The organism is Pigmentiphaga sp. MLSB6-MA01 (assembly GCF_058793475.1).
This window is the reverse complement of the sequence record NZ_JBXAFV010000003.1, coordinates 193,689-216,437: the sequence shown is the minus strand read 5'-3', so window position 1 is coordinate 216,437 and position 22,749 is coordinate 193,689. Positions and strand designations below refer to the sequence as shown.

The 22,749-nt window shown below is 69.1% G+C and carries 23 protein-coding genes and 1 tRNA gene; 10 read left to right on the top strand and 14 right to left on the bottom strand.

Translation table 11 applies throughout. The annotated features are described in order from the left end of the window. Positions 1 to 19: 19 nt before the first annotated feature. The 3 genes from AC1Q6E_RS06555 to AC1Q6E_RS06545 all read left to right on the top strand — a co-directional run bounded on the left by AC1Q6E_RS06555 (position 20) and on the right by AC1Q6E_RS06545 (position 1,355). The gene (locus tag AC1Q6E_RS06555) at positions 20 to 835 is read left to right on the top strand and encodes a sulfurtransferase (RefSeq protein WP_492572437.1); all 816 of its coding nucleotides are present in this window, start codon (positions 20 to 22) and stop codon (positions 833 to 835) included. Between the two features lie 33 nt (positions 836 to 868). Further along, a tRNA-Thr gene (locus AC1Q6E_RS06550) sits at positions 869 to 944 on the top strand. Positions 945 to 1,148: 204 nt separating this feature from the next. Next, positions 1,149 to 1,355: a cold-shock protein gene (locus tag AC1Q6E_RS06545; protein ID WP_152797872.1), complete on the top strand. Its 207-nt coding sequence runs from the start codon at positions 1,149 to 1,151 to the stop codon at positions 1,353 to 1,355. Between the two features lie 75 nt (positions 1,356 to 1,430). Here AC1Q6E_RS06545 and infA read toward each other — a convergent pair whose 3' ends face one another. After that, the gene (gene infA / locus AC1Q6E_RS06540) at positions 1,431 to 1,694 is read right to left on the bottom strand and encodes a translation initiation factor IF-1 (RefSeq protein WP_152797871.1); all 264 of its coding nucleotides are present in this window, start codon (positions 1,692 to 1,694) and stop codon (positions 1,431 to 1,433) included. Positions 1,695 to 1,908: 214 nt separating this feature from the next. Here infA and AC1Q6E_RS06535 point away from each other — a divergent pair, with 214 nt between their 5' ends. Then, positions 1,909 to 3,168: an MFS transporter gene (locus tag AC1Q6E_RS06535; protein WP_152797870.1), complete on the top strand. Its 1,260-nt coding sequence runs from the start codon at positions 1,909 to 1,911 to the stop codon at positions 3,166 to 3,168. Between the two features lie 3 nt (positions 3,169 to 3,171). Here AC1Q6E_RS06535 and AC1Q6E_RS06530 read toward each other — a convergent pair whose 3' ends face one another. From AC1Q6E_RS06530 to AC1Q6E_RS06490, 9 genes are all read right to left on the bottom strand, one after another. Next, complete coding sequence (locus AC1Q6E_RS06530; RefSeq protein ID WP_296560109.1) at positions 3,172 to 3,594, bottom strand: hypothetical protein; 423 nt, start codon at positions 3,592 to 3,594, stop codon at positions 3,172 to 3,174. Between the two features lie 6 nt (positions 3,595 to 3,600). Further along, positions 3,601 to 4,761 (bottom strand): DUF1501 domain-containing protein, encoded by a 1,161-nt coding sequence (locus AC1Q6E_RS06525; protein ID WP_296560111.1) that lies wholly within the window; start codon positions 4,759 to 4,761, stop codon positions 3,601 to 3,603. Between the two features lie 4 nt (positions 4,762 to 4,765). Further along, entirely contained in the window at positions 4,766 to 6,172 is a 1,407-nt protein-coding gene (locus AC1Q6E_RS06520; protein WP_492572436.1) for a DUF1800 domain-containing protein, read from the bottom strand. A gap of 90 nt (positions 6,173 to 6,262) precedes the next feature. Continuing rightward, positions 6,263 to 6,601, bottom strand: coding sequence for a hypothetical protein (locus AC1Q6E_RS06515; RefSeq protein WP_152799622.1), 339 nt, complete (start codon positions 6,599 to 6,601; stop codon positions 6,263 to 6,265). A 66-nt stretch (positions 6,602 to 6,667) separates the two neighbouring features. Further along, positions 6,668 to 7,639, bottom strand: coding sequence for a Bug family tripartite tricarboxylate transporter substrate binding protein (locus AC1Q6E_RS06510; protein ID WP_152799620.1), 972 nt, complete (start codon positions 7,637 to 7,639; stop codon positions 6,668 to 6,670). A 41-nt stretch (positions 7,640 to 7,680) separates the two neighbouring features. Beyond that, the gene (locus AC1Q6E_RS06505; RefSeq protein WP_492572435.1) at positions 7,681 to 8,628 is read right to left on the bottom strand and encodes an SMP-30/gluconolactonase/LRE family protein; all 948 of its coding nucleotides are present in this window, start codon (positions 8,626 to 8,628) and stop codon (positions 7,681 to 7,683) included. Continuing rightward, positions 8,612 to 9,412: an SDR family NAD(P)-dependent oxidoreductase gene (locus AC1Q6E_RS06500; protein ID WP_152799618.1), complete on the bottom strand. Its 801-nt coding sequence runs from the start codon at positions 9,410 to 9,412 to the stop codon at positions 8,612 to 8,614. The genes AC1Q6E_RS06505 and AC1Q6E_RS06500 overlap by 17 nt, the downstream gene beginning before the upstream one ends. A gap of 37 nt (positions 9,413 to 9,449) precedes the next feature. Further along, positions 9,450 to 10,001 carry a carboxymuconolactone decarboxylase family protein gene (locus AC1Q6E_RS06495; RefSeq protein WP_152799616.1) on the bottom strand — a complete coding sequence of 184 codons (552 nt, stop codon included), beginning with the start codon at positions 9,999 to 10,001 and terminating at the stop codon, positions 9,450 to 9,452. A 46-nt stretch (positions 10,002 to 10,047) separates the two neighbouring features. Next, positions 10,048 to 10,917 (bottom strand): amidohydrolase family protein, encoded by an 870-nt coding sequence (locus tag AC1Q6E_RS06490; RefSeq protein WP_152799614.1) that lies wholly within the window; start codon positions 10,915 to 10,917, stop codon positions 10,048 to 10,050. Between the two features lie 107 nt (positions 10,918 to 11,024). Between AC1Q6E_RS06490 and AC1Q6E_RS06485 the strand changes: the two genes are divergently transcribed. Beyond that, positions 11,025 to 11,924, top strand: a complete 900-nt coding sequence (locus tag AC1Q6E_RS06485) for a LysR family transcriptional regulator (RefSeq protein WP_492572434.1) — start codon at positions 11,025 to 11,027, stop codon at positions 11,922 to 11,924. 22 nt (positions 11,925 to 11,946) lie between these two features. On the opposite strand, the gene hmpA is transcribed toward AC1Q6E_RS06485, so the two are convergent. Continuing rightward, complete coding sequence (gene hmpA / locus AC1Q6E_RS06480; RefSeq protein WP_152799610.1) at positions 11,947 to 13,122, bottom strand: NO-inducible flavohemoprotein; 1,176 nt, start codon at positions 13,120 to 13,122, stop codon at positions 11,947 to 11,949. 163 nt (positions 13,123 to 13,285) lie between these two features. Between hmpA and norR the strand changes: the two genes are divergently transcribed. Beyond that, complete coding sequence (gene norR / locus AC1Q6E_RS06475) at positions 13,286 to 14,878, top strand: nitric oxide reductase transcriptional regulator NorR (RefSeq protein ID WP_152799608.1); 1,593 nt, start codon at positions 13,286 to 13,288, stop codon at positions 14,876 to 14,878. Here the strand turns inward: norR and AC1Q6E_RS06470 are convergent. Together AC1Q6E_RS06470 and AC1Q6E_RS06465 are read right to left on the bottom strand one after the other, a co-directional pair. After that, positions 14,853 to 15,965: a mandelate racemase/muconate lactonizing enzyme family protein gene (locus AC1Q6E_RS06470; RefSeq protein WP_152799606.1), complete on the bottom strand. Its 1,113-nt coding sequence runs from the start codon at positions 15,963 to 15,965 to the stop codon at positions 14,853 to 14,855. The two genes, norR and AC1Q6E_RS06470, sit on opposite strands and share 26 nt — an antisense overlap. 34 nt (positions 15,966 to 15,999) lie before the next feature. Then, positions 16,000 to 16,980, bottom strand: a complete 981-nt coding sequence (locus AC1Q6E_RS06465) for a Bug family tripartite tricarboxylate transporter substrate binding protein (RefSeq protein WP_296560126.1) — start codon at positions 16,978 to 16,980, stop codon at positions 16,000 to 16,002. 132 nt (positions 16,981 to 17,112) lie between these two features. Here AC1Q6E_RS06465 and AC1Q6E_RS06460 point away from each other — a divergent pair, with 132 nt between their 5' ends. Together AC1Q6E_RS06460 and AC1Q6E_RS06455 are read left to right on the top strand one after the other, a co-directional pair. After that, positions 17,113 to 18,048 (top strand): LysR family transcriptional regulator, encoded by a 936-nt coding sequence (locus tag AC1Q6E_RS06460; RefSeq protein WP_296560128.1) that lies wholly within the window; start codon positions 17,113 to 17,115, stop codon positions 18,046 to 18,048. Positions 18,049 to 18,150: 102 nt separating this feature from the next. Further along, a complete protein-coding gene (locus AC1Q6E_RS06455; protein WP_152792411.1) occupies positions 18,151 to 19,008 on the top strand; it encodes a universal stress protein in 858 nt (285 codons plus the stop codon). Positions 19,009 to 19,014: 6 nt separating this feature from the next. On the opposite strand, the gene AC1Q6E_RS06450 is transcribed toward AC1Q6E_RS06455, so the two are convergent. After that, positions 19,015 to 19,947 (bottom strand): AraC family transcriptional regulator, encoded by a 933-nt coding sequence (locus AC1Q6E_RS06450; RefSeq protein ID WP_492572433.1) that lies wholly within the window; start codon positions 19,945 to 19,947, stop codon positions 19,015 to 19,017. 184 nt (positions 19,948 to 20,131) lie between these two features. Here AC1Q6E_RS06450 and AC1Q6E_RS06445 point away from each other — a divergent pair, with 184 nt between their 5' ends. Continuing rightward, positions 20,132 to 21,115, top strand: coding sequence for a Bug family tripartite tricarboxylate transporter substrate binding protein (locus tag AC1Q6E_RS06445; protein ID WP_296560136.1), 984 nt, complete (start codon positions 20,132 to 20,134; stop codon positions 21,113 to 21,115). A 4-nt stretch (positions 21,116 to 21,119) separates the two neighbouring features. Further along, positions 21,120 to 22,742: a sulfatase family protein gene (locus AC1Q6E_RS06440; RefSeq protein WP_492572432.1), complete on the top strand. Its 1,623-nt coding sequence runs from the start codon at positions 21,120 to 21,122 to the stop codon at positions 22,740 to 22,742. Positions 22,743 to 22,749 lie beyond the last annotated feature (7 nt).

The window sequence follows — 22,749 nt, the reverse complement described above, 5'->3', positions numbered from 1 at the left end:
TCTGTCACAAGGAATCTCCATGAGCGCCGTGCTTCCCGCTTCCCATACGGTTTTTCCCTTCATCTCCGCCGATGCCCTGGCGACGGCCCTGGCCTCGGGAGGCGTGGTCGTGGTCTACGTCGCCCCCGATGGCGGTCCGCTGCCGGCGGAACCGATTCCAGGGTCCATCGGCACCGCGTTGCCCGCGCACTACGCCGATCCCGGCGATCCCGCCCGCGGCCGCCTGCCCCTGCCGTCGCCGGAGGCGGTCCGGCGCTGGACGGCCGAGGCGGACCTGGACCCGGACGGCGACATCGTCGTTTATGACGCCGCCAATGGCTCCGCCGCCGCGCGCGCGTGGTGGGTGCTGACCTGGGCCGGACTGCCGCGTGTCCGCATCCTGGACGGCGGCCTGGGCGCGTGGGCCGCCCGTAGCGGGGGCGCGGCGCCGCCGCCCGCGCAAACGGCCGTGCCTGAACTGGCGGCCATCGATACCGAGGCCATCGCCGCCGATTTTTCCGCATACCGCCTGTTCGACGCGCGCGCGGCGGCGGCCTATGCGGGAGATGGCAAACAGCCGGCCCACCTGCCGGGCGCGGTCAGCAGCCCGGCAGGCATCTGGCAGGATGCGGACGGCCGCCTGCTGCCCTTCGCCCAGCGCGAGGCCCTGGCGCGCAAGCTCGGGCTGTTCGACGATGACGGGCGGCCGCTGGTGGCCTACTGCGGATCGGGCGTGGCGGCCGCCTACTGGATCGCCGCCGTGCAGGACCTGGGCGTGAAGGCGGCGCTGTACGCGGGCTCGTGGAGCGCCTGGTCCAGCGATCCGGCGCGGGTGGCGGCCGCCGCGCCGGCATGACCGCCGACGATTTCCATTACAATCCCGCCTCCTGCCGGTGTAGCTCAGTTGGTAGAGCAGCTCACTTGTAATGAGAAGGTCGAGGGTTCGATTCCTTTCACCGGCACCACCGCCTTGTCTCCCTGGATGGAAAGCTGCCTGACAAGGCCATTTGACTTATTGCGCTTTTCAGTCCATAGTCCGCCAGCCACGGCCTTCAAGAGTCGTAATCTAGTTCAGTCAAAGTCCACGATAGCGGTCTTCGTCGTTCCAATTTCTTCCTTGAGTGTCGTGAGTTGACGGGAAATCCGTTTTTTATCCCCAAGGAAATGACATGGAACAAACAGGCGTCGTCAAGTGGTTCAACTCTGAGAAGGGCTTCGGCTTCATCATGCCGGATTCGGGCGGAAAGGACCTTTTCGCGCACTTTTCGGAAATCCAGGGCAGCGGCCATCGCTCCCTCGAAGAGAACCAGCGCGTGAGCTTCATCGCTGGCCAGGGCGCGAAAGGCCCGGCTGCGACCAAGATCAAAGTGCTCTGAGCTTGCGTAAGCAGGCCGATTGAAAGCCAACAGCTCCTTCGGGAGCTGTTTTCAATTGGGCGGCTTGCGCCGCTGTCACTTCCTCCGGGGCTTGGGGCCGGGGGTGGCGGCAGGGCGCCCCGCGATATGGCGGAACGTGATGCGGCCTTTGGTCATGTCGTAGGGGGACATTTCGAGCGTGACGTCGTCACCCGCGAGTACGCGGATGTTGAACTTGCGCATCTTTCCGCCGGAGTACGCGGTGATCTCGAAGCCGTTTTCCAGCGTGACCCGGAATCGTGAGTCAGGCAGGACCTCGTTGACCACGCCACGCATTTCGATCAAATCTTCCTTGGGCAAACTGCTCGCTCCTAAATGGGTCTGGCGAAGAAGTCAGTGACCCGGTGATGGGCCACGTTGCCCTGTTTGCGGCAATTGGGCAACCCACCATTATACCCGGAGACTGGCTGAGTCCTTGGCGGTATTATGAAAAGAAAAGCAAACACCGGATCACCGGGGTGGACGGGCGAGTCCTTTCCCCTGTATCTCCCGCACGCGTGACGCAAGAGACTCGATGACAAGCACCGCACCGGCCTGGCTGATGCCAGTAGTGGCCATTTGCATTCTGCAGACCATTTCGTCGTTCCTGACCCGCCTCATCCCCATCGTCGCGCCGGCCATGTCCGTGGAGTTCGGCTGGAGCGGCAGTTCCATCGGCTACCTGACCGCGAGCAATTCGATGGGCGGATTGGCCATCCTGCTCGCAGGCTCCGCATTGTTCAAGCAGATCGGCGGAATGCGCACCTTGCAGCTGACGTTGTCGTTGGGCGCGGTCTGCCTGGCGTTCCTGCTGTATCCCAGCCTGGGCGTGGCGCTGGCCGCATGTTTTGCCATGGGCCTGAGCAATGGCGCCGCCAATCCGGCCGGCAGCGAAGTCCTGCAAAGATTTTCGCCGCCGGGCAAGCGCAATCTGATGTTCTCGATCAAGCAGGCCGGGGTGCCCCTGGGAGGCGTGATGGCCGGGCTGCTCGTGCCCGTGGTGGTGGCGCTGGCGGGCTGGCGCATGGCGCTGCTGGCCTGCGCGGTGGTGGTGTTGCTGCCCATCGTGCTGACCTGGAGGCTGAGCGCCGGCCTGGATGAGATCCCCGCGAGAACCGGACGGGCCTTCCCGAGGCCGACGTGGCGCTCGTTGCGTACCCTGGGCGTGCCTTTGGCATCGCTGATGAACAACCGCGGCCTGCTGCAGATCTCCATCGTGGGCAGCTTGTTCGCCGTGTCCCAGAGTTGCTGGTTCACGTTCACCGTGGTCTATCTGGTGGACGGCCTGGGTTATTCCCTCGGGCGGGCCGGGATGGTGTTCGCCGTGATGCAGGCGGGCGGCGTGATCGGCCGCATCGCACTGGGCTGGCTGTCCGACCATCTGCGGTCGGCTACCGCGGTGTTGTCGATCGCGGCCGTGCTTTCGGCGGTGACGACCGCGCTGCTGGGGCTGACCAGTCCGGAGTGGCCGCTGTGGGCGGCCCTCTTGCTCGCGTTCATCGCGGGGTGTTCGGCCGCGAGCTGGAATGGCGTGCAGATCGCCGAAGTGGCACGCCGGTCGCCGCCGCACATGATTTCGGAAACCGCCGCGGGATCCAGCATCCTGGTCAACCTGACCAATATCGTGGCGCCGACGTTGTTCGCGGTGTTCGTCTCGGCCGGCGGCGGCTATGGCCATGCCTTCATCTGTGCCGGGGCGTTTTCGCTGCTGGTGCTCGTCTGCCTGCCGCGCGACCGCGGCGATGCCGGTACGCAGGAATGCCCGGTGAGCCGACGGTTGCCTCCGCTGTCGTGACGGTCAACCGACGGCGCTGCGCCTGGCCCGCGGGGCACGCGGCCGGGGCGCGACGCCCAGGCGCGGGTCGCGTTCCAGCGCGCGCCTCGCCAGCCTGGCCGCGACGGTTTCGAACTCGGGATGGTCCTGGGGCAGGTACAGCCATTTGCCCAGCACCGCATGAGGCCGCAGCGCGGGCTCGTCGGCCATGAGCGCGGCGTGCCGGTCCCTGGACGTGCACACCAGCAGGCCGTTCCACGGGTCGCCCCGGTCCGCCGCCACGAGGCACAGCAGGTCGTCCAGGTAGGCGGCGAGGCAGCCGAACATGCGCTTGCTGGAGTAGCCGGCGTCCCGTTCCAGCGGCTCGAAGATCCACAGCAGCGAGTTGCGAGGCGCGGCGGCCTGCCGGCGGGGCGGCGCGAAGGGGAGGGGGCGGTCCTGGGGCATCGGGCGTCAGCTCGTCAGCAGTTCCGGCAGCCTTCCCGCCGCCGTCTGCCCGGGGTACAGCGTTCGCAGGGCAAGCCCCGGATCCAGCGCGAAGCATTCGGCGGCGGTGGCGGCGATCAGCGCGGGCAGTCCCAGGGTCGGCCGCAGGTCGCGCGCTTCCAGCAGATGAGCCTGGTCCAACCCCGGCCAGTCGGCGATGACGCGGCCGCCCCGGACCGCGCCCCCGACGAGCATGGCCGCGGATCCCGTGCCGTGGTCGGTGCCGCCGGTGCCGTTGGCGGCGGCGGTGCGGCCGAATTCGGTGGCGACCAGGACGACGGTCTGGTCCCAGGCGCCACCCAGGTGTTCCTTCAGGGCGGCCAGCAACGCGTCGAGGTTTTTCAACTGCGCCGCCAGGCGGGTGTTCTGGCCGGCGTGGGTGTCCCAGCCGCCGGTTTCCACCATGGCGATACGCGGGCCGTCGGGGCGCTTCAGGAATGTGGCGGCCAGCTTGCCCAGTTCGGCGGGATTCTGCCGGGTCCGGCCGGGTCCCGCCATGTCGCGCGCTTCCATGGCCGCGTCCCACAGCGCGTGCAACTGGGCATCGGGTTCGTACAACTGCTGCACGCGCAGCAGCAGGTCGTCCGACGGCGGGGGCAGGGCGGACGGCGCATACGACGCGACCCGGCCTTCGCCGCGCAGCGCCAGTGGAACGGTCGGTGCCAAGGCGATCGCTTCGGCGTCCTTCTGGCCGGGCAGCATGCCCAGCAGCCGGTTCAGCCATCCGTCCTTGCGCTGGTAGGGCCGGGCGCCGCCAGTCTCCAGGACGTTCTGGCCGTCGAAGTGCGAACGTTCCCGATAGGGCGACGCGACGGCATGCAGGAACAGCGCCTGTCCGGACCGGTAGAGTTCGCCGGTGGTGGCGAGCGAGGGATGCAGCGCGAAGCTGCCGTCCAGCCGTATCGCCTGCGCGGGGTCGATGGCCAGTTCGCGCCGCAGCGTGGCGTAGGCGGGGTCCGCGTAGGGAATCACGGTGTTCAGGCCGTCCGCCGCGCCGCGCTGGATGATGAAGATGAAGCGCCGGTCGGTCTCGGCCCGCGCGAACAGCATGCGCGGTGCAAATACGGCGGCGGCCGTGGCAAGCGTGGCCTGCCTGAGCCAGCGGCGCCGGGGATAGGCCAGGGTCATGGTGTCATCTCCTCAGGAACTCGGGCGACACCAGCAGCAGCGCCAGCGCGGTGCGGCCGGATTCGGCGCGAGACACAGCCGTGGCGGTGGCTTCGCCCAGCAGCCCGGGCAGTAGCCGGGGCGCCAGCCGGCGAGCGTCCAGGCCGGCGTCCGGCAGGCTCGCCAGGCGGCCCGCCAGCTCCACACGCCGCATCAGTGCGTCGGGGGCGGCCCAACCGCCTGCCACGTCGTCATAGCCGGCGGGCGAGCCGGGACGCCACAGCGGCTGGCCCAGTTGCTGCATCAGGGCCGCCACCCGTATGCCTTGCAGGTCGGTGCGGCCGAGTCCGCGCAGCGAGGACAGCAGCCATTCCCACGGCGTCTTGAACTTGGCGGACGGGGCGCGCCAGGCTTCCGGGGACGCGGCCAGCGCCTCGTAGACCGGCTTGAGTTCGCCGTCGTGGTCGCGATAGGCCCGGGCCAGCCGATCGACGACCGCGGGCGGTGGGCTGTCGGCCACGAAGTGGCGGGCGAGCTTGGTGGCCACGTGGCGGGCGGTGGCATCGGCCCGCGCGAAATCGCGGATGATGGCGGCGGCCTGCTCTTGCCCGGCTTCGCCATAGCGGCGGCCGAGCACGGTGCGGGAGCCGGGTTCGTGGCGTTCGGCGTGGAAGGCGTAGCCCGTGCCTTCGTCCAGCTCGACGCCGCGCCCGGGCGTGTCGGGCGCGCCCAGGCCGGCCACCGACCAGCCCGTCAGGGCGCGCGCGAACTCCGTGACGTCCTCCTGGCCATAGCCGCTGCGCACGCCCAGCGTGTGCAGTTCCATGATCTCGCGCGCCAGGTTCTCGTTCAGCCCGCGCTGCTGCGCCGGATTGCGCCGCGCGGCCCGGGCCGCCGCCACGCTGCCCGGGCCGATCGAGGCGTTCTGGTTCAGGAAGAGCAGCATCGCCGGGTGACGCTCCACCGCCATCACCATGTCCTCGAAACGGCCGAGTACGTGCGGGCGGATGGCCTCGGCCTCGAAGCTGCCCGCCAGCATCGCGACCGTGGGGTTTTCGACCGAGACGGCGAAGTGGTTGGCCCAGAAATGCACCAGGCGTTCGACGAAGGGCGTGGGCGTATCCAGCGCCGACAGCGCGCGCATGTCGACGGCGTCCAGGTAGTGCTGGCGCTGCGCCTTGCGCAGGGCGCCACGGACGGCGGCCTGTCGGTCGGACGGTGTGTCACGTATTTCGCGCTGACGGGCGACGACGTCCCGGACCAGGTCGCCCGAGGATGGCAGGGGATCCCAGGCGGGCGGACGAGGCTCGTAGCGGCCGAGCTGGTCCAGCAGCCATTGCCTGGCGTCGGCGGGCGCCTTGTCATCGGGACGCCCGCCCAGTCCGAAGCGGTTGGAAGCGATGCCGAGCATCGCGGGGTCGTGTACGGCCATGCCTGCTCCCAGGGATCCGGTGGTTGGACCCGCCGTTTCAGGATTCTTTCGCGGAGCGCGGGGTGGGGGTGTAAGCGCGTGTAAGGCCGCTCAGTCCCGCAGCCCGTCGCACACCGCCTGCGCATCGACATAGGGAACGACGGCATCGGGCGCGGCCATCATGGTCGAGCCGCCCGCCGCGTACCACTGCCGCACGGACTGTCCTTGCTCATAGGCCACGGCGTAGACCCGGCCCTGGCACAGTTCGTCCAGGCGCTGGTCGAGGCGGGCGCGCAGCGCGGCGGGGGAGTCACCGGGCTGGCCGACGACCCGGACGGCGCGCGCGCCCGGGCCCGGTTCCGTTTCGACCGCCTGCGGTCCGGCGGCGGCCGCGCTGGCGGCCAGGCAGCCACCCCAGGCCAGCATGCGCCATGCCCTTCGTATTTTCATCCCACGTCTCCTTGCCCGATGCGGAGCAACGATACGTGGGCCGTGGCCAGCCGGCAAGCGGCCGCTTTACTCGTCGGCCTTGATCCCTTCCGCCCGGATCAGGTCGCCCCACTTCTTGGCGTCCTTGCGGCCCAGTTCGTCGAACTCCTTGGGCGTGGTGGGCGAGAGTTCGACCCCGCTCGATTCGGCATAGGCCTTCAGTTCCGGCGAGCCGAGGACCTTGCGTACCGCGGCGTTCAGCGCGGCGACCTTGTCGGCCGGGGTGTCCTTGGGCGCGTACAGGCCGTACCAGTTGTTGGCGTAGACGTTGGGCACGCCCAGTTCGTCGAAGGTCGGGACCTCGGGCAGCAGGGGTGAGCGCCTGGGCGCGGCGATGGCGAGCGCCTTGACCTTGTTCGCCTTGATGTTGGACATCAGGCCCGAGATGTCGCCGATGAAGCCGTCGACCTGCCCGCCTATGGTGTCGGTGATGGCGGGCGCCGCGCCCTTGTAGGGGACGTGCAGGATGTTGGCCTTGGTCGACAGCTTGAGCTGCACGATGGCCATGTGCGGCATGCTGCCCACGCCGGACGAGGCCATCGTCGCGCCCTTGGCCGACTTGGCGTTGGCGACGAAGTCCCTGGCGGTCTTGCTGGCGCTGCCCGGGCCGACGACCAGCACCTCAGGCGTGGAGACCAGCAGCGAGACCGGCGCGAAGTCCTTGATGGGATCGTAGATCAGCTTGGGGTACAGGGCGGGGTTGATCGAGATCGCGCCCACCGAGCTCAGGAACAGCGTGTGGCCGTCGGGCCGTGAGCGGGCCACCTGGCTGGCGGCGATGGCGCCGTTGCCGCCCGGCTTGTTCTCGATGACGACGGTCTGCTTGAGCTCTTTTTCGAGCTGGGTGGCGACGACGCGCGCAAGCGAGTCGGCGGGGCCGCCGGGCGGGAAGGCGACGACGATGCTGGTGACGGACTGGGCCTGGGCGCCAAAGGCGGCCAGGCCGAGGAGGGCCGCGGCGAGCGGCGCGATGGCGTGGAAACGGGCCGGATGGAACATGGTGTTCTCCTTTATCGTTTTGGAAAACAGGGTGCGGGCAATCAGCCGCCGGGGGCGCCCTGGGTATTGACGAACAACGAGTAGATCGACGTGCAGGACGCCATGAACAGGCGGTTGCGATGCTTGCCGCCAAAACAGAGATTCGCGCAGCGTTCGGGCAAGGCGATGCGGCCCAGGAGTTCCCCCCGGGGCGAGTAGACACGGACGCCGTCCAGCTCCGGCGTGCCCATGCCCCAGCCGCACCAGAGGTTGCCTTCGACGTCCACGCGGAAGCCGTCCGGAGTGCCGTCGGCGGCGTCGAACAGCACGCGTTGCGGGCCCAGTCGCCGGCCGTCGTCGGAGACGTCGAACACCAGGACGTTGCGGGGGCGGGCGCGCGATTCGATCACGTACAGCTGTTTCTCGTCCGGCGAGAAGGCCAGGCCGTTGGGGCCGCTGACCGAGTCGCAGACCAGGTCGACCGCGCCGCTGTGCGGGTCGATGCGATAGATGGCGGCGGGTAGTTCCTGTTCTGCCTTCTCGCCCTGGTAGTAGCCGATGATGCCGAAGGGCGGATCGGTGAACCAGATCGAGCCGTCGGATTTCACGACGATGTCGTTGGGCGAATTCAGGCGCTTGCCCTGGTAGCGGTCGGCCAGCACGGTGATGCGGCCGTCGTGTTCGGTGCGGCTGACGCGGCGCCCCTGGTGTTCGCAGGTGACGAGGCGTCCCTGGCGGTCGCGCGTGTTGCCGTTCGCATGGCCGGATACCGGCCGCCACACGTGCGTCTGGCCGGTGATTTCGTCCCAGCGCATGATGCGGTCGTTGGGCACGTCGCTCCACAGCAGGTAGCGGCCGTCGCCGAACCAGGCCGGCCCTTCGGCCCAGCGGCATCCCGTGGCGAGGCGCTCGACGGCCGCCAGCGGCAGCACCAGTTTCTCGAAGCGAGGATCCAGCGCGATGACGGCGGGATCGGGATAGCGCACGGGTGCGTCAGTCGCAGCGAGCACTCATGCCTCCGTCGACCACGATTTCGGTGGCGGTGATGAAGCGGGCCTCGCTGGACGCCAGGAACAGCGCGGCGTTGGCGGTATCCAGGCCGTCGCCCATGAACGGCAGGGGGATGCGCGACTGGCGTTGGGCCAGCAGTTTTTCGATGTCGCCGCCCGCGCGCTGCCCGGCCAGCCGGACTTCAACCATGGGGGTGTGCATCTGGCCCGGAACGACGGTGTTGCAGCGGATGTTCTTCTTGGCGTATTCCAGCGCCACGACGCGCGACAACTGGATGACGCCGGCCTTCGCGCTGGAATAGCCGACCTGGGCCGAGCCGGTCCAGCGCGTGCCCGAGGTCGAGGCGATGTTGACGATGGCGCCGCCGCCCTGTTCTTCCATCAGCGGCAGCACGTGGCGGCAGCCCAGGTAGACGCTTTTCAGGTTGAAGTCGATCTGCGCGTCCCAGGCCGCTTCGTCCAGGTCCACCGGGCCGCCCTTGCGCGAGCCGCCCACGTTGTTGACCAGGATGTCCACGCCGCCCCAGGTGTCGACGCAGGCGCGCACCATGTCCCGGACCTCGTCCGACGAGGTGACGTCGCAGCGCCAGATGGCGATCTCGCCGCCGATCTCGCGTACGCGGGCCACGGTTTCTTCCATGGCCGCGGGGTCGCGGTCCACCGCGAACACACGCGCGCCTTCCTGCGCGAAACGGTAGGCGATGGCGCGGCCGTTGCCCCAGCCGGGGCCGACGCTGCCAGCGCCGGTGACGATCGCTATCTTGCCTTGCAGGCGGCCAGTCATGATGGGTATCTCGTCCGTGGTGAGGGTTGAAAGGGCATCAACGCCCGAATTCGACGGTGCTGCCGTCGGGCGTGGGGATGTCGAAGACGCTCAGCGTCATCGAGATCAGGGTGTAGTAGCCGGCCATGCCGACCAGGTCGACGACGCCGTCCTTGCCCAGGACCTCGATGGCTTCCTGGTAGAGCGCGTCCGGGACCCGCCGCGTTTCCACCAGTTCGCGCACGAAGCGATAGACGAGCGATTCGTCGCGCTGGGCGAACACGGGGGTGGCGCCGGCGCGGATCTGCTCGGCCACGTCCGCGTCCAGCCCCGCCTTCAGGGCGATGGGATGGTGGGCCCACCATTCGAAAGGCGCGCGCCACAGCGCGGCCATGGTCAGGATGGCCAGTTCGGACAGGCGCGGCGGCAGGCTGGAGTCGTAGCGGCAATACTGGCCCAGCGCCTGGGCGTGTTCGGCCAGGCCAGGGCGGTGCAGCCAGATCGCCAGCGGTCCGCGCACCTTGCCGCGCGGGCCCGAGGCGATGGCGTCGTAGACACGGCGCTGGTGTTCGGACATCTGTTCGACGTCGGGGGGATTCAGCCTAGGCATGCTTGGGTCTCCTGGTGTTCTGGGCGAAGGGGGGGCACGCGCCGCGTCATTGCGCGAACCGGAACAGCTCGTGCGGGTTGTCCGCGAGGATGCGCTGGCGCGTGGCGGCATCGGGGCACAGCCGCAGGAAGGTGTTCAGCAGCTCGCCGTCGTCCGGCATGTCGCCGCGCACGTTCGGATGCGGCCAGTCCGTGCCCCACAGCAGGCGCTCGGGCATGGCGTCCAGCAGCGCCGACACCAGGGGCTCGGCGTCCTGGAACGGCCGCTTGCCGCTGCTGGACGTGCGGTCCAGTCCGGAAATCTTCACCCAGGCGCCGGGGTGGTCGCGCAGCGCGAGCAGGGCGCGGAAGGCCGCGCCCTGCGTGCCCTCCGCGGCCGCTACGCGTCCCATGTGGTCGATCACGAACGGCACGGGCAGCGTCCTGAGCCTGGGCAGCAGGCCTTCGAGCGAGGCCTGGTCCGAATGGATGCAGACGTGCCAGCCGAAAGGGGCGATGCGGGGCACGATACGCGCCAGTTCGTCCCAGCCGGCGTTGGCCAGGTGGGCCACGAAGTTGAAGCGCACGCCGCGCACGCCGCGCCGGTCGAGTTCGGCGATACGGGCTTCGTCGGCGGCCGGGTCCAGCAGCGCCACCGCCCGGTATTGGCCGGCGCCGCGATCCAGCGCATCGAGCGTGACCGACAGGTCATGGCCATGGCAGCCCGGATGCACGATGACGCCGCGTTCGAATCCCAGCCGCCGGTGCAGGTCGCGCAGCCGTTCGAAGGGCGCGTCGGGCGGGGTGTAGGGGCGGTCGTCGGCGTAGGGGAAGACGTCGGCGGGGCCGAAAACATGGAAGTGGGTGTCGCAGGCGCGCGCCGGCAGGGAATCGGCGGGAGGCGTGATCTCGGCAAGGGGAGGAGCGCAGTCGGGCATGGCGGGGTCGTGGTGAACGTCAACCCCGCATCATGCGCAAGCCCCCGGGGCCGAGCAATGCGCCATCGCTGACTTCTGATATAGGAAAAACGTATACCATTGCATCCATGGACCTTCGGCAAATCCGCTACTTCATCGTCGTCTGCGAAATGCGCAGCCTGTCCCGCGCGGGCGAGGTGCTGGGCGTTTCGCAGCCGTCGCTCAGCCGGCAGATCCAGTTGCTCGAAGCCGAGCTGCGCCACCACCTGCTGGTGCGCACCGGCCGGGGCGTGGAGCCCACCGAGGCCGGGCTGCGGTTCCTGGAGCATGCCAAGAGCCTCGATGCCATGGCCCAGCACGCGCGGCAGGACATGCGCGCCTTTCGCGCCGCGTCGCAGGACAAAGTGCGGCTGGGCATGCCGCATCGCGTCGCGCGGCGGATGGCGCCGGACATCGTGCAGTCGTTCCGCCGCCAGCATCCCGATGCCGCGCTGACGCTGGCTGAAGGCCTGAGTTCCGAGATGAACGAGTGGCTGGTCAAGGGCAGGGTGGACCTGGCGCTGCTGTACGATCCGCCGTCCTCGTCCCTGCTGCGGTTCGAGTCCATCTACCGCGAGGACCTGGTGCTGGTCTATGGCAAGGCCTGCCGGCCCGCGCCGCCGCCGCGCGTGCGCGCGCGGGACCTGGGCCGCTATCCACTGGTGCTGCCCAGCGCGCCCAATACCATCCGCGCGCTGGTGGATCGCACCTGCCGCGAAGTGAACGTGACGCTGGACGTGGTGGCCGAGGTGGACGTGGTGCACACCATCCTGGAGACCATGGCCAAGGAAGGCATGTTCACCATCATCCCGCGTTCGGCGCTGAGCGACATGGCGGGCCAGGATTTCCTGGCCTTTTCGTCCATCGTCGAGCCGGTCATCATGAACAACCTGACCCTGGCCACGCCGTCCAGCGGCCCGCTGCCTCCGCTGGCGGAGGCGACCGCGCAGATCATCCGCGGGCTGGAGATGAAGCAGTTCTTCGCGTAGCGCGGCCTTGCGTCAGCCGGCCCTAAGCCATCGCCTCCGGTCCGAAGAACTCATACCGCGTCTGCGCCTCCGGCACGCCAAGTTCCTTCAGGTAGCGCTGCACGTTGCGCATGAAGGGTTTGGGACCCAGGAAGTAGACGTCGACGTCGCGGTCCTGCGGCAGCCACTGCGCCAGTTGTTCCTTGGTCAGCAGGCCGATGGCATCGGGACGCTGGGCTTCGCCGGGTTCGTCGTAGCAATAGAAGCGCTTGAGCTGGGGGAACTTGCCGGCGGCGGCATCCACGTAGTCGCGGAAGGCGTGGACGGCCTGGTTGCGGGCGCAGTGGATGAAGTGGATCGCGCGCGAGCCGCCCAGGGCGGCCTGCAGCATGGCCAGGGTGGGCGTGATGCCGACGCCGCCGCTGATCAGCACCAGCGGCTTGTCGCTGGCCTGCAGCGTGAAGTTGCCCGAGGGCGGGAAGAGTTCCAGCGTGTCGCCTTCGCCGATCCGGTCATGGAGGTGGTTGGAGACGACGCCGTCGCCCTGGCGCTTGACGCTGATGCGGTATTCGCGGCCGTTGGGGGGCGCGGACAGCGAATAGTTGCGGCGGACTTCGGCGCCGTCGACGACCAGCTTCAGGCCGATGTACTGGCCGGGCTCGAAGTCCAGCAGGGAGCCGCCGTCGGCGGGCACGAGGTAGAACGAAGTGATCTCCGCGCTTTCCTGGGCCTTGCGGGCGACACGGAAGGCGCGCGCGCCGCGCCAGCCGCCGGCCGCCTTCTCCTGGGTCGCGTAGCACTGTTCCTCGGCGCCGATCAGCAGCGTGGCCAACTGCTGGTAGGCGGCGCCCCAGGCTTCGATGACTTCGTCGGTGGCGACGTCGGGACCGAGCACTTCGCGGATGGCGCGCAGCAGGCAGGCGCCGACGATGGGATAGTGCTCGGGCAGGATCTGCAGGCCGACGTGCTTGTTCACGATGCGGCCGACCAGCCCGCCCAGGGGGGTGAGGTCGTCGATGTGGCGGGCATAGGCCAGCACGCCGTTGGCCAGCGCGCGGGGCTGGTCGCCGCTGGCCTGGTGAGCCTGGTTGAACAGGGGCCGCACCTCCGGGTACTCGGCCAGCATCAGGCGATAGAAATGGGTGGTCAGGGCTTCGCCGCCGGTTTCCAGCAGCGGGACAGTGGCCTTGATGATGGCTCGTTGTTGAGCGGACAGCATGGTATCTCCTGCAAGAGCGGCCGGCCGGGACGGGACGGCCTTCGCTTTCTCTCTTACAAGATGCGTGCCAGGCGCAATTTCGCGGCACTGCGCCATTTGCTCTCGCCATGAGTCATAATGACTTGGCATTTGCTTGTGTCTTTATGACCTTATGTGAGTCAAAATGACTTCTAACGCCTTGCTGCTCGCACTTGTTCCACTGGTGAACGACCTGGCGCGCGACCTTGCGGAAGGGGAGCGTTACCGGCGCCTGCTGGAGGCCGTGCGCACCCTGGTTCCTTGCGATGCAACAGCCTTGCTGCGGCTCGATGGCGAATGGCTGGTGCCGCTGGCCGTCGATGGCCTGAGCAGCGATACGCTGGGTCGCCGTTTCCGGGTGGACGAGCATCCCCGCTTCCAGTTGCTGCTCGAATCCGACGGCCCCACGCGCTTCCCGGCGGGGAGCGGCCTGCCCGATCCCTATGATGGCCTGGTCGAAGGGATGGAGGGCGAGCAACTGGAGGTGCACGATTGCCTGGGCTGCGTCCTGCGGGTGGGCGAGCGTCCCTGGGGCCTGCTGACACTGGACGCGATGGAGGCCGAGCGTTTCTCGGCGCAGGACCTGGATGCCCTGCAGACTTTCGCCAGCCTGGCGGCGGCGACGGTCAGCGTGGCCGACCGGTTGCAACAGCTTGCCTCGCGCGCCAGCGACGAGCACCAGCGCGCGGAAATCTATCGCGCGGCGGCGGCGGAAACCGCGCCGCGTCCGCTGCTCGGGCACAGCGCCGTCATCCGGCGGTTGCTGGACGAGGTGCGCACCGTGGGCGCGAGCGATCTCACCGTGCTGGTCACGGGAGAGACCGGAGTCGGCAAGGAACTGGTGGCCCAGGCGCTGCATGCGGCTTCGCCGCGCGCGATGCGGCCGCTGGTCGGCATCAATTGCGCGGCCCTGCCGGAAGCCTTGGTGGAAAGCGAACTGTTCGGCCACGTCAAGGGGGCGTTCTCGGGCGCGGTGGGCGACCGGCGAGGCAAATTCGAGCTGGCCGATGGCGGTACGCTGCTGCTGGACGAAGTGGGCGAGCTGCCGCTGGCGGTGCAGGCCAAGCTGCTGCGCGTGTTGCAGAGCGGGCAGTTGCAGCGTCTGGGGTCCGATCGCGAGCATCATGTGGACGTGAGGCTGATCGCGGCGACCAACCGGGATCTGGCCGAGGAGGTCCGCAAGGGGCGCTTTCGCGCCGACCTCTACCACCGCCTGAGCGTCTATCCCCTGCGGGTGCCGCCCTTGCGCGAACGGGGCCGCGACGTGCTGCTGCTAAGTGGCGCCTTCCTGGACGAAAACCGTTCACGCCTGGGGCTGCGCAATCTGCGCCTGGCCGCCGAGGCGCAGGCGGCCCTGTTGGCCTACGACTGGCCGGGCAACGTGCGCGAGCTGGAACACCTGATCAGCCGCAGCGCGTTGAAAGCATTGTCCCGGCAGGCCAGGCGGCCGGCCATCCTGACGCTGACGGTGGCGGACCTGGGGTTGGAGGAGAGGGGCGCCGGCCCGCCCGCTCCCGCGTACGACGACCCGGCCCCCGCCCGCGGCGCTCCCGTGCAGCCGCTGAAGCTGGCGGTGGAGAGCTATCAGCGCGGCCTGATCGGCGCGGCCCTGCGCCGCCACGGGGACAACTGGTCGGCGGCCGCGCGCGAGTTGGGCATGGACCGGGCCAATCTTGCGCGCCTGGCGGGAAGGCTGGGGCTCCGGCCGGGCCTTAATCCGTCCGGTACCGTTCGATGAATTCCGGATCGAAGTCCACGCCCCAGCCCGGCCCCTGGGGCAGGGTGTAGTGCCCGTTTTCTATCCGGCCCCGCCCGAGTACCATCTGGTGGAAGATCGGGTCGCGGTCCGGGTGGTGGGTTTCGACGTAGGTCCCGTTCTCCACCGCGGCCAGCAGGTGCGAGCCCACCATGGGTTCGCCGTGGTGTCCCATCTGCACCCCGAAGCAGGCGGCCATGCGTGCCACCCGCAGCCAGGCGGTCGGGCCGCCGCCCCAGCTCGCGTCCAGGTTGCAGACGTCGATGGCGGCGTCCAGCATCAGGTCGCGGCAGTCTTGCGTGGTGATCTCCGACTGGCCGGCGGCGATGGGCATGCCCGTCTGCGCGCGCAGCAGCGCGAGATCGCGCCGGTCGTCGTCCCAGTGGCAGGGTTCTTCGAACCAGCGCAGGTCCAGGTCCGCCGCCTGCCGGCAGAAGGCCAGGGCCTGGGTGCGGCTCCAGGCGCGGTTGGCATCGGCGAACAGCACGAAATCGTCGCCGCCCGCCCGCCGCGCGGCCCGGGTGCGTGCCAGGTCTTCCTCGACCTCGCGTCCGCCCACCTTGAATTTGCAGCCGGCCAGGCCCAGCGCGCGGTATTCCTCCATCTCGGCGCCGTAGTCCTGCGGCGCGTAGCCGTCGCGGTACTGGCCGCCGATGGCGACGATGGGCAGCGCATGGCGCGCGCCGCCCCACAGCTGATAGAGGGGCAGGCCCGCGCGCTTGCCCAGCAAGTCCCACAGCGCGCTGTCCACGCAGGCTACGGCGCGCACGGCCGACCATTTGTCGCGGCCGCCGCGATGAGTGGCCGCCCACATGCGGGACCACAGGGTTTCGATGGCGGTGGGGTCCTGGCCGATCAGCAGCGGGGCCAGTTCCTGGTCGACGATGTCGCGGGCCTGGCGGTGGACCTCGAAGCTGCCTTCACCGTTCACGCAATGGCCGACCAGGCCCTCGTCGGTATGGACGCGGGTGATGATGGCGTTCTTGCGGGGCACGCTGTAGACGCTGCCGCCATAGTCGCGATTGAGCGCGATGGTCAGCAGGATGGTTTCGACGCGGACGATTTTCATGCGGAATTCCTGCGTGGGGCGGCCGGGGCCGCGGTCATTGCTTGGGGATGCCGGCCCGTTCGACCAGTTCGATGTAGGTGCGGGCTTCGGTCGGGATCATCTGCGCCAACTGTTCGCCGTCCAGCACCTGCGCTTCGCCGAAGGTCTCGGTCAGCTTGGCGACGTTGTCGGGCGCTGCCATGACGGATTTCGTCGTCTGGCGCAGCGTGCGCAGCACGTCCGCCGGCGTGCCGGCCGGCGCGAACAGGCTGATCCAGTTGACGACTTCCACGCCGGACACGCCGGCCTCGGCGGCGGTGGGAACGTCGGGCAGCTTGCTGTCGCGGCGCGAGCGCAGGATGGCCAGCGGCCTGACCTTGCCCGACTCGATATTCCGCAATTGGTTGGTGAGCGAGTCGAACATGACCTGTACATGGCCGCCAGCCAGGTCGGTGGCGGCGGGGGCGCCGCCCCGGTAGGGGACGTGGACCAGCCTGGTGCCGGTGCGGGCCTGGAACAGCTCGCCGCCGAAGTGCTGCACCGTGCCGATGCCCGACGAGGCGTACGACAGCTTGCCGGGATTGGCCTTGGCGTAGGCCACGAGTTCGGCCAGCGTGCGGATGGGAAGCTGGCTGTTGACCACCACGACCTGGCCGGGGGTGACGATGCCCCAGACGGGCGCGAGGTCCTTGACCGGGTCGTAGGGCAGCTTTTCGTACAGCGCGGCGGCGAAGGAGATGGGCGATGCCGTGGTGACCAGCAGCGTATGGCCGTCGGGCGCCGCCTTCGCCACGTAGTTGGCGCCCACGGTGCCGCCGGCGCCGGAGCGGCTCTCGACGACGACATACTTGCCCCAGGCCTGTTCCAGGTTCTGCGCGACGAGCCGGCCAATGTATTCCACCGGCGATCCGGGCGGGAAGGGGTTGACGATGTGCACGCCCTTGGACGGAAATTCCGGGCGCGACTGGGCGTGGGGCGTCCCGCAGGCCAGCAGTGCCGCCAGGGCCAGCGCGGCGGGGGCCAGCAAACGTTTCATGGGTGTCTCCTGTCATCGTGCGGCGCGCGTGCGTGGCGCCTTGGAAGCCAGGCAGTATCATCGGCGGAGGCGGCCCGGGGCAACGGGCCGGCACCCTATATGAGATATAGGCAATGACCTATGGGAGGATGCATGATCAGCCTGTCCCCGCGCGGACTCGAAGTGCTGGTGGCCGTTGCCGAGACGGGCAGCTTCGCCGGCGCCGCCCAGCAATTGGACATCGCCCAGCCGTCGGTCAGCCAGCATATCCAGGCCCTGGAGCGCCGGGCGGGGGCGGCGCTGTTCCTGCGCCGGCGTGGCCGGCGCCCCACGCTGACCGAGGCGGGCGAGCGCGTGCTGGCCCATGCCCGCGCGATGCTGGACGACGCGGCGCGCCTGTCCGAGGACCTCGACGGCGGCCGCCGCTCCGGCGAGCGGCGCATCGTCCTGGCTTGCCAGCGGCCGGTGGCCAATTCGGTGCTGCCGCCCGCGCTGGCGGGTTTCGCCCGTGAACATCCCGAATACGAGCTGGCCATGGTGGCCGGCACGCTGGACGAGGTCCTCGCGCAAGTCCGCGACGGCAGCGCCGACCTGGGCTGCTTCCTGAGCCGGTGGCCGCAGGAGGGGGTGGCGGGCCGGGTCATCGGTGTCGAGCGCTTCGCCCTGGTGGCCGCCCCCTCGCATCCCCTGGCCGGACGCGGCGAGGTGTCGCCGCAGGAACTGGCCCGGCAGAAATTCGTGCGGGCCGCGCATCGTTCCGGGTTCTCGATCCACATGGCCGACATGCTGCGCGCGGCCGGCATCGCCGGCACGCCGGTGGCATCGCGCGCCACCGAATCGGGCATGGTGCGGGAGCTGACGGCGGCGGGCGTGGGCATCTGGTGCGTGCCGGCCAAGACGGTCCGCCGGGACATCGAGTCCGGACTCCTGGCCGAACTGTCGCCCGGCGGGCCGCCGATGACGATGGGGTTGTGGCTGGCCCATGACGACCGGCGGCCGCTTTCCGCGGCGGCGCGGCTGCTGGCCGGCTACATCGAGGCGTGCGCCGCGGCCGGGCGCGATGCCCCCCGCGCGTCGTTCTCGTTCTGATTGGCAGGGCCGCCGTCCGTTGGTATCGTAGGTCCGGCGGGGAGGCTGCGCGATCCACGGCCTTCCCGTCCCGCCTCCGGATCCTCGCCAAGGGAGATCAGCATGGAAGGACCCTCCACCGAAAACCTGCGCTGCATCCTGCTCGCCACCGACCTGAGCGCGCGCTGCGACCGCGCCCAGGACCGGGCGGTGCAATTGGCGCGCGAGCACGGCGCCAGGCTGGTCGCGGTGTGCGTGCACGAGACGTCGCTGGGCGACGTGCTGACCGCCCGGCGCAGCCAGGTGGTCGACCGAAATACCGCCGAGCGGCGCTTCCGGGCCGGCCTGGGCAGCGTAGACGTCCAGGCCGAGCTGGTGCTGGAAACGGGGCATGCGGTCGAGGTCATCCGCAAGACGGCCGAGGCGCGCCACTGCGATCTCATCGTCACCGGGGTGGCCCGCGACGAGACCCTGGGCCGCCTGCTGCTCGGCACCACGGTCGAGAAACTCGCGCGCGAGGCCGCCCAGCCCATCCTGATCGTGCGCGAACGGCCGCATCACGATTATCGCGATTTCGTCGCCGCCGTCGATTTCTCGGAGGGCGCGCGCCAGGCCTTGCAGGCGGCGCTGAGCCTGTTCCCGGATGCGCGGCCGCTGCTGTTCCACGCTTTCTCCACCCATGGCGCGCATGCCGAGGCGGCCGTGGTGGAACAGGCCAGGGCGCGGGCCGACAACGAGGTGGCCGAATTCATGAAACGGAACGCGGCGCTGTTGAACCGGCCCGACGTCGAATGGAAGATCGAGCATGGCCTGCCCGAGGATGTGCTGCCCGACTACGTGGCGCGCCATCCCGCCGAGCTGCTGGTGGTGGGCACGCATGGCCGCACGGGGATCCTGCGCACGGCCATCGGCAGCGTGGCGGAAAAATTGATCCAGCACACGCCCTGCGACGTGCTGATCGTCCGCCAGCGGCAGCCCTGAACGGACTCAGCCGGCGCGCCGTCCGTATTCGCCGGGCGGCACGCCTGCCCAGCGCCGGAAGGCGCGGGCGAAGATCTTTTCGGAGCCGTAGCCGACCAGTTCGGCCACGTCGGCCAGCCGCACCGATCCCAGCCGCAGCCGTTCGGCGGCCCGCTCCATGCGGCGCGCCGTCAGATAGGAGATCGGCGATACGCCCACCAGCTCCCGGAAGCGCGCGCTGAAGCGCGAGCGCGACATGCAGACTTCGTCGGCCAGCCAGGGCAGGGTCCAGGGTTTTTCGGGCCAGCGGTGCATCAGCATGATGGCCTGGGCGATCTTGGGGTCGGCCAGGCCGCGCAGCCAGTTCGGTTCGGTGTCGCGGTGCCGCAGCAGATAGGCGCGCAGCACGTGCACCATCAGCAGGTCGCCCATGCGCGCGGCCGACAGCTTCCAGCCCGGCTGGCGGTTCAGGCTTTCCTCGATGAACAGGCGCATGGTGGGCGCCAGGCACGAGGCCAGGTTCACGTCGTCCTCGCGCAGGTGGATGAGGCCGGGCAGGAAGCGCAGCACGGTGTTCTGCCCCAACGGGCCGTAGTCGACGATGGTGGTGAACAGCTCGGTGGGCGTGCCGCCTTCGCCATGCGTGAACACCAGCGGTTTTTCCCCGCGCTCGCGCATGCCGTGGGCGGCCAGCACGTCGGCGAAGGGCACTGGAGCGAGTCCCGGCTCGGACGAAATGGTATGCCTGCCGCCGCGGGGCAGCACGACGAGGTCGCCCGCGGGCACCCGCACGGGCGGCATGCCTGCGGGCTGTATCCAATAGGGCGCGCCCTGGGCGATACGGAACATCGCGCCCTGTAGTCCCGTGGACTCCAGCGACCACGGGGCATGCAGGATGAAGCGGCCGGTCGTGGCGCTATCGGCCCGGCAGCCGGACAGGACCTCGCTCAATACATCCACGTCTTCCTCCATCGATGGCGCCCTGTCGATTTTATCGGCAGGCGGGACGAATTGCGGCCTAATGAAGCGTTATTGGGGTGGAGGCTGGCGGGTTTTCAGGGAAGAATCTGCGCTTCTCCGCGTTCGGAGGCGCCCGTGGCGTCCCGCGCGGCGCCGTCCGCCCCGCATTTTCATAGGTGCCTCCATGTTCGCATTGCTCCGCAAATTCGCCCTGGCCCTGGGCTGTCTGCCGCTTGCCGCCCTGACCGCGCACGCGCAGGGGAATGATTTCCCGGCCAAGCCCATCACCATCATCGTCGGCTATCCCGCCGGCGGCGGACCGGACATCGGCGCCCGCATGCTGGGCGAGAAGCTCGCCGCGCGCATGCACCAGTCCATCATCGTCGAGAACCGTCCGGGCGTCAGCGGCATGATGGGCGCATCGGCGGTCGCGCGCGCGCCGGCCGACGGCTACACCCTGTTGTTCGCGCCCAATACGTTCCTGATCGCTCCCCACGTATTGCCCAAGAGCGCGAACGTCAACCTGGATGTGCTGAACGATTTCGTACCCGTCGTGGCGCCGTCCAAGGGCGCCATGATGATGGTGGCCCACCCGTCGCTGGGCGTGAAGAACGCCAAGGAGCTGGTCGCGCTGCTCAAGAAGCAGCCCGGAATCGCCTATGCCACCCCGGGCAGCGGTTCGCCCATGCATATCGCCGGCGAGCTGTTCAAGAAGTCCGCGGGCGTGGACATGCTGCACGTGCCCTACAAGGGCGTGGCGCCCGCGATCGCCGACGTGCTGGGCGGCCACGTGAAGATCACCTACGCCAGTATCGGCGTCGTGGCGCAGCATATCGCCGCCGGGCGCCTGGTGGCGCTGGGCATGGCCGAGAAGGAGCGTTCACCCCTGATGCCCGACCTGCCTACGCTGGCCGAGCAGGGCTATCCCAACACCGCGACCGGCGCCTGGTACGGCGTGTTCGCGCCCAAGGGAACGCCGCCCGCCGTGGTCGAAAAGCTGAACCAGGAGTTCAACGCGGTGCTGCGCCAGCCGGACACCGCCGCCAAGCTCAAGCAGCAGTGGGAAGTGCCGCTGGGCGGTTCGTCCGAAGATCTCGCCCGCATGGCCAAGGCCGAGTACGACAGCTACGGCAAGATCGTCAAAGAATTCAACATCTCGGCCGATTGATCGCATGAACCCGCGTGTTTCCAAGCGGCCTAACATCCTGCTGGTCATGACCGACCAGCAGCGGGCCGATCACCTGGGGTGCTACGGCAACCCCATCTTGCGCACGCCGAACCTGGACGCGCTGGCGCGCGCCGGCGTGCGCGCCTCGCAGTTCTACGTGGCCAGTCCCACCTGCATGTCGAACCGGGCGACGTTGATGACCGGCCGGATGCCCTCGCTGCACGGCGTGTTGCACAACGGCATCCCGCTGTCGCGCGAGGACGTCACCTTCGTCGAGCTGCTGCGCGATGCGGGGTACGCGACGGCGCTGATCGGCAAGTCGCACCTGCAGAACTTCGGCTACAACAATCCGCCCATCCGCGGTTGGGAAAACCTGAACGGCGGCACGCCGCCGTCGGAGGCGATGAAGGACGCGCACCGGCACCACCGGCGCGGCCGCGACTACGACAACGAGTGGACGCCCTATTGGAAGGCCGATCCATCCTTCCATGTGCAGACGCCGTTCTACGGCTTCGACGACGTGCGCCTGTGCACCATGCACGGCGACCGCGTGCAGGGCGACTACGCGCGCTGGCTGGCCGAGCGCCATCCCGATCCCGACAGCCTGCGCGGCCGCGAAAATGCCATCGCCGACGACCGCTACGATTCGCCGCAGGCCTGGCGCACACGCATGCCGGTGGAGCTGTATCCCTCGAGCTACGTGGCCGAGCAGACCTGCGAGTGGCTGGCCCGGCACGCGGGGCGGGACGATGATGCGCCGTTTTTCATCCAATGCTCGTTCCCCGATCCGCACCACCCGTTCACGCCTCCCGGCAAGTACTGGGACATGTACGACCCGGCAGGCATTCCGCTGCCGCCGTCTTTCCACCAGGAGAACATGCCGGCGCTGCTGCGGGCCGTGCACGAGCGCACCCGCGCGGGCGCCTCGCGCGAGGCCTACGTGCCTTTCGCCTTGAATGAGCGCGAGTGCCGCGAGGTGACCGCGTTGACCTACGGTTCGATCAGCCTGGTCGACGACTGCATCGGCCGGGTGTTGGCCAGGCTGGACGAACTGGGGCTGCGCGAGGATACCGTGGTCATCTTCACCGCCGACCACGGCGAGATGATGGGCGACCACGGCATCGCGCTCAAGGGCGTCATGCACTATCGCAGCGTGACCCAGGTCCCGTTCATCTGGCACGATCCGCAACTGGCCGAGCAGCGGCGCGGCGCGGTGGTGGACGACGTGGCGGGCACGATAGACATCGCGCAGACCATCCTGGCGCGCGCCGGCCTGGCGCCCTTCAACGGCATCCAGGGCGCGAACCTGCTGCCGATGATCCGCGGCGAGGCCGCGCCGGCGCCGGAGCGCGCCGGCATCGTGGTTGAAAGCGAACCGCTGCAATACGCGTTCGGACGGCCGCGTCGCTTCAAGGTGCGCACGCTGTTCGATGGCCGCCACCGGCTGACGTTGTCGGACGATCCGGCGGTGTGTGAGTTCTACGACCTGGAAGCCGACCCGCACGAGGTCCAGGACCTGTGGAACGTGCCGTCGGCCCGTGGCCAGCGGGATCGTCTGGTGGCCGCGCTGGCGGTGGAAATGATCCGCCTTTCGGAAAGCTCGCCCCTGCCCAGCGCGCAGGCCTGACGCCGGA

Bases quoted from the DNA above. Each gene is read 5' to 3' on its own strand.
- AC1Q6E_RS06470 (WP_152799606.1), bottom strand. From the start codon at position 15,965: ATGAAAATCGTCCGCGTCGAAACCATCCTGCTGACCATCGCGCTCAAT.
- AC1Q6E_RS06535 (WP_152797870.1), top strand. From the start codon at position 1,909: ATGACAAGCACCGCACCGGCCTGGCTGATGCCAGTAGTGGCCATTTGC.
- AC1Q6E_RS06440 (WP_492572432.1), top strand. From the start codon at position 21,120: ATGAACCCGCGTGTTTCCAAGCGGCCTAACATCCTGCTGGTCATGACC.
- AC1Q6E_RS06545 (WP_152797872.1), top strand. From the start codon at position 1,149: ATGGAACAAACAGGCGTCGTCAAGTGGTTCAACTCTGAGAAGGGCTTC.
- AC1Q6E_RS06510 (WP_152799620.1), bottom strand. From the start codon at position 7,639: ATGTTCCATCCGGCCCGTTTCCACGCCATCGCGCCGCTCGCCGCGGCC.
- AC1Q6E_RS06495 (WP_152799616.1), bottom strand. From the start codon at position 10,001: ATGCCTAGGCTGAATCCCCCCGACGTCGAACAGATGTCCGAACACCAG.
- AC1Q6E_RS06485 (WP_492572434.1), top strand. From the start codon at position 11,025: ATGGACCTTCGGCAAATCCGCTACTTCATCGTCGTCTGCGAAATGCGC.
- AC1Q6E_RS06520 (WP_492572436.1), bottom strand. From the start codon at position 6,172: ATGGCCGTACACGACCCCGCGATGCTCGGCATCGCTTCCAACCGCTTC.
- AC1Q6E_RS06530 (WP_296560109.1), bottom strand. From the start codon at position 3,594: ATGCCCCAGGACCGCCCCCTCCCCTTCGCGCCGCCCCGCCGGCAGGCC.
- AC1Q6E_RS06455 (WP_152792411.1), top strand. From the start codon at position 18,151: ATGGAAGGACCCTCCACCGAAAACCTGCGCTGCATCCTGCTCGCCACC.
- AC1Q6E_RS06465 (WP_296560126.1), bottom strand. From the start codon at position 16,980: ATGAAACGTTTGCTGGCCCCCGCCGCGCTGGCCCTGGCGGCACTGCTG.
- AC1Q6E_RS06460 (WP_296560128.1), top strand. From the start codon at position 17,113: ATGATCAGCCTGTCCCCGCGCGGACTCGAAGTGCTGGTGGCCGTTGCC.
- norR (WP_152799608.1), top strand. From the start codon at position 13,286: ATGACTTCTAACGCCTTGCTGCTCGCACTTGTTCCACTGGTGAACGAC.
- AC1Q6E_RS06445 (WP_296560136.1), top strand. From the start codon at position 20,132: ATGTTCGCATTGCTCCGCAAATTCGCCCTGGCCCTGGGCTGTCTGCCG.
- AC1Q6E_RS06490 (WP_152799614.1), bottom strand. From the start codon at position 10,917: ATGCCCGACTGCGCTCCTCCCCTTGCCGAGATCACGCCTCCCGCCGAT.
- AC1Q6E_RS06515 (WP_152799622.1), bottom strand. From the start codon at position 6,601: ATGAAAATACGAAGGGCATGGCGCATGCTGGCCTGGGGTGGCTGCCTG.
- AC1Q6E_RS06555 (WP_492572437.1), top strand. From the start codon at position 20: ATGAGCGCCGTGCTTCCCGCTTCCCATACGGTTTTTCCCTTCATCTCC.
- AC1Q6E_RS06525 (WP_296560111.1), bottom strand. From the start codon at position 4,761: ATGACCCTGGCCTATCCCCGGCGCCGCTGGCTCAGGCAGGCCACGCTT.
- hmpA (WP_152799610.1), bottom strand. From the start codon at position 13,122: ATGCTGTCCGCTCAACAACGAGCCATCATCAAGGCCACTGTCCCGCTG.
- AC1Q6E_RS06500 (WP_152799618.1), bottom strand. From the start codon at position 9,412: ATGACTGGCCGCCTGCAAGGCAAGATAGCGATCGTCACCGGCGCTGGC.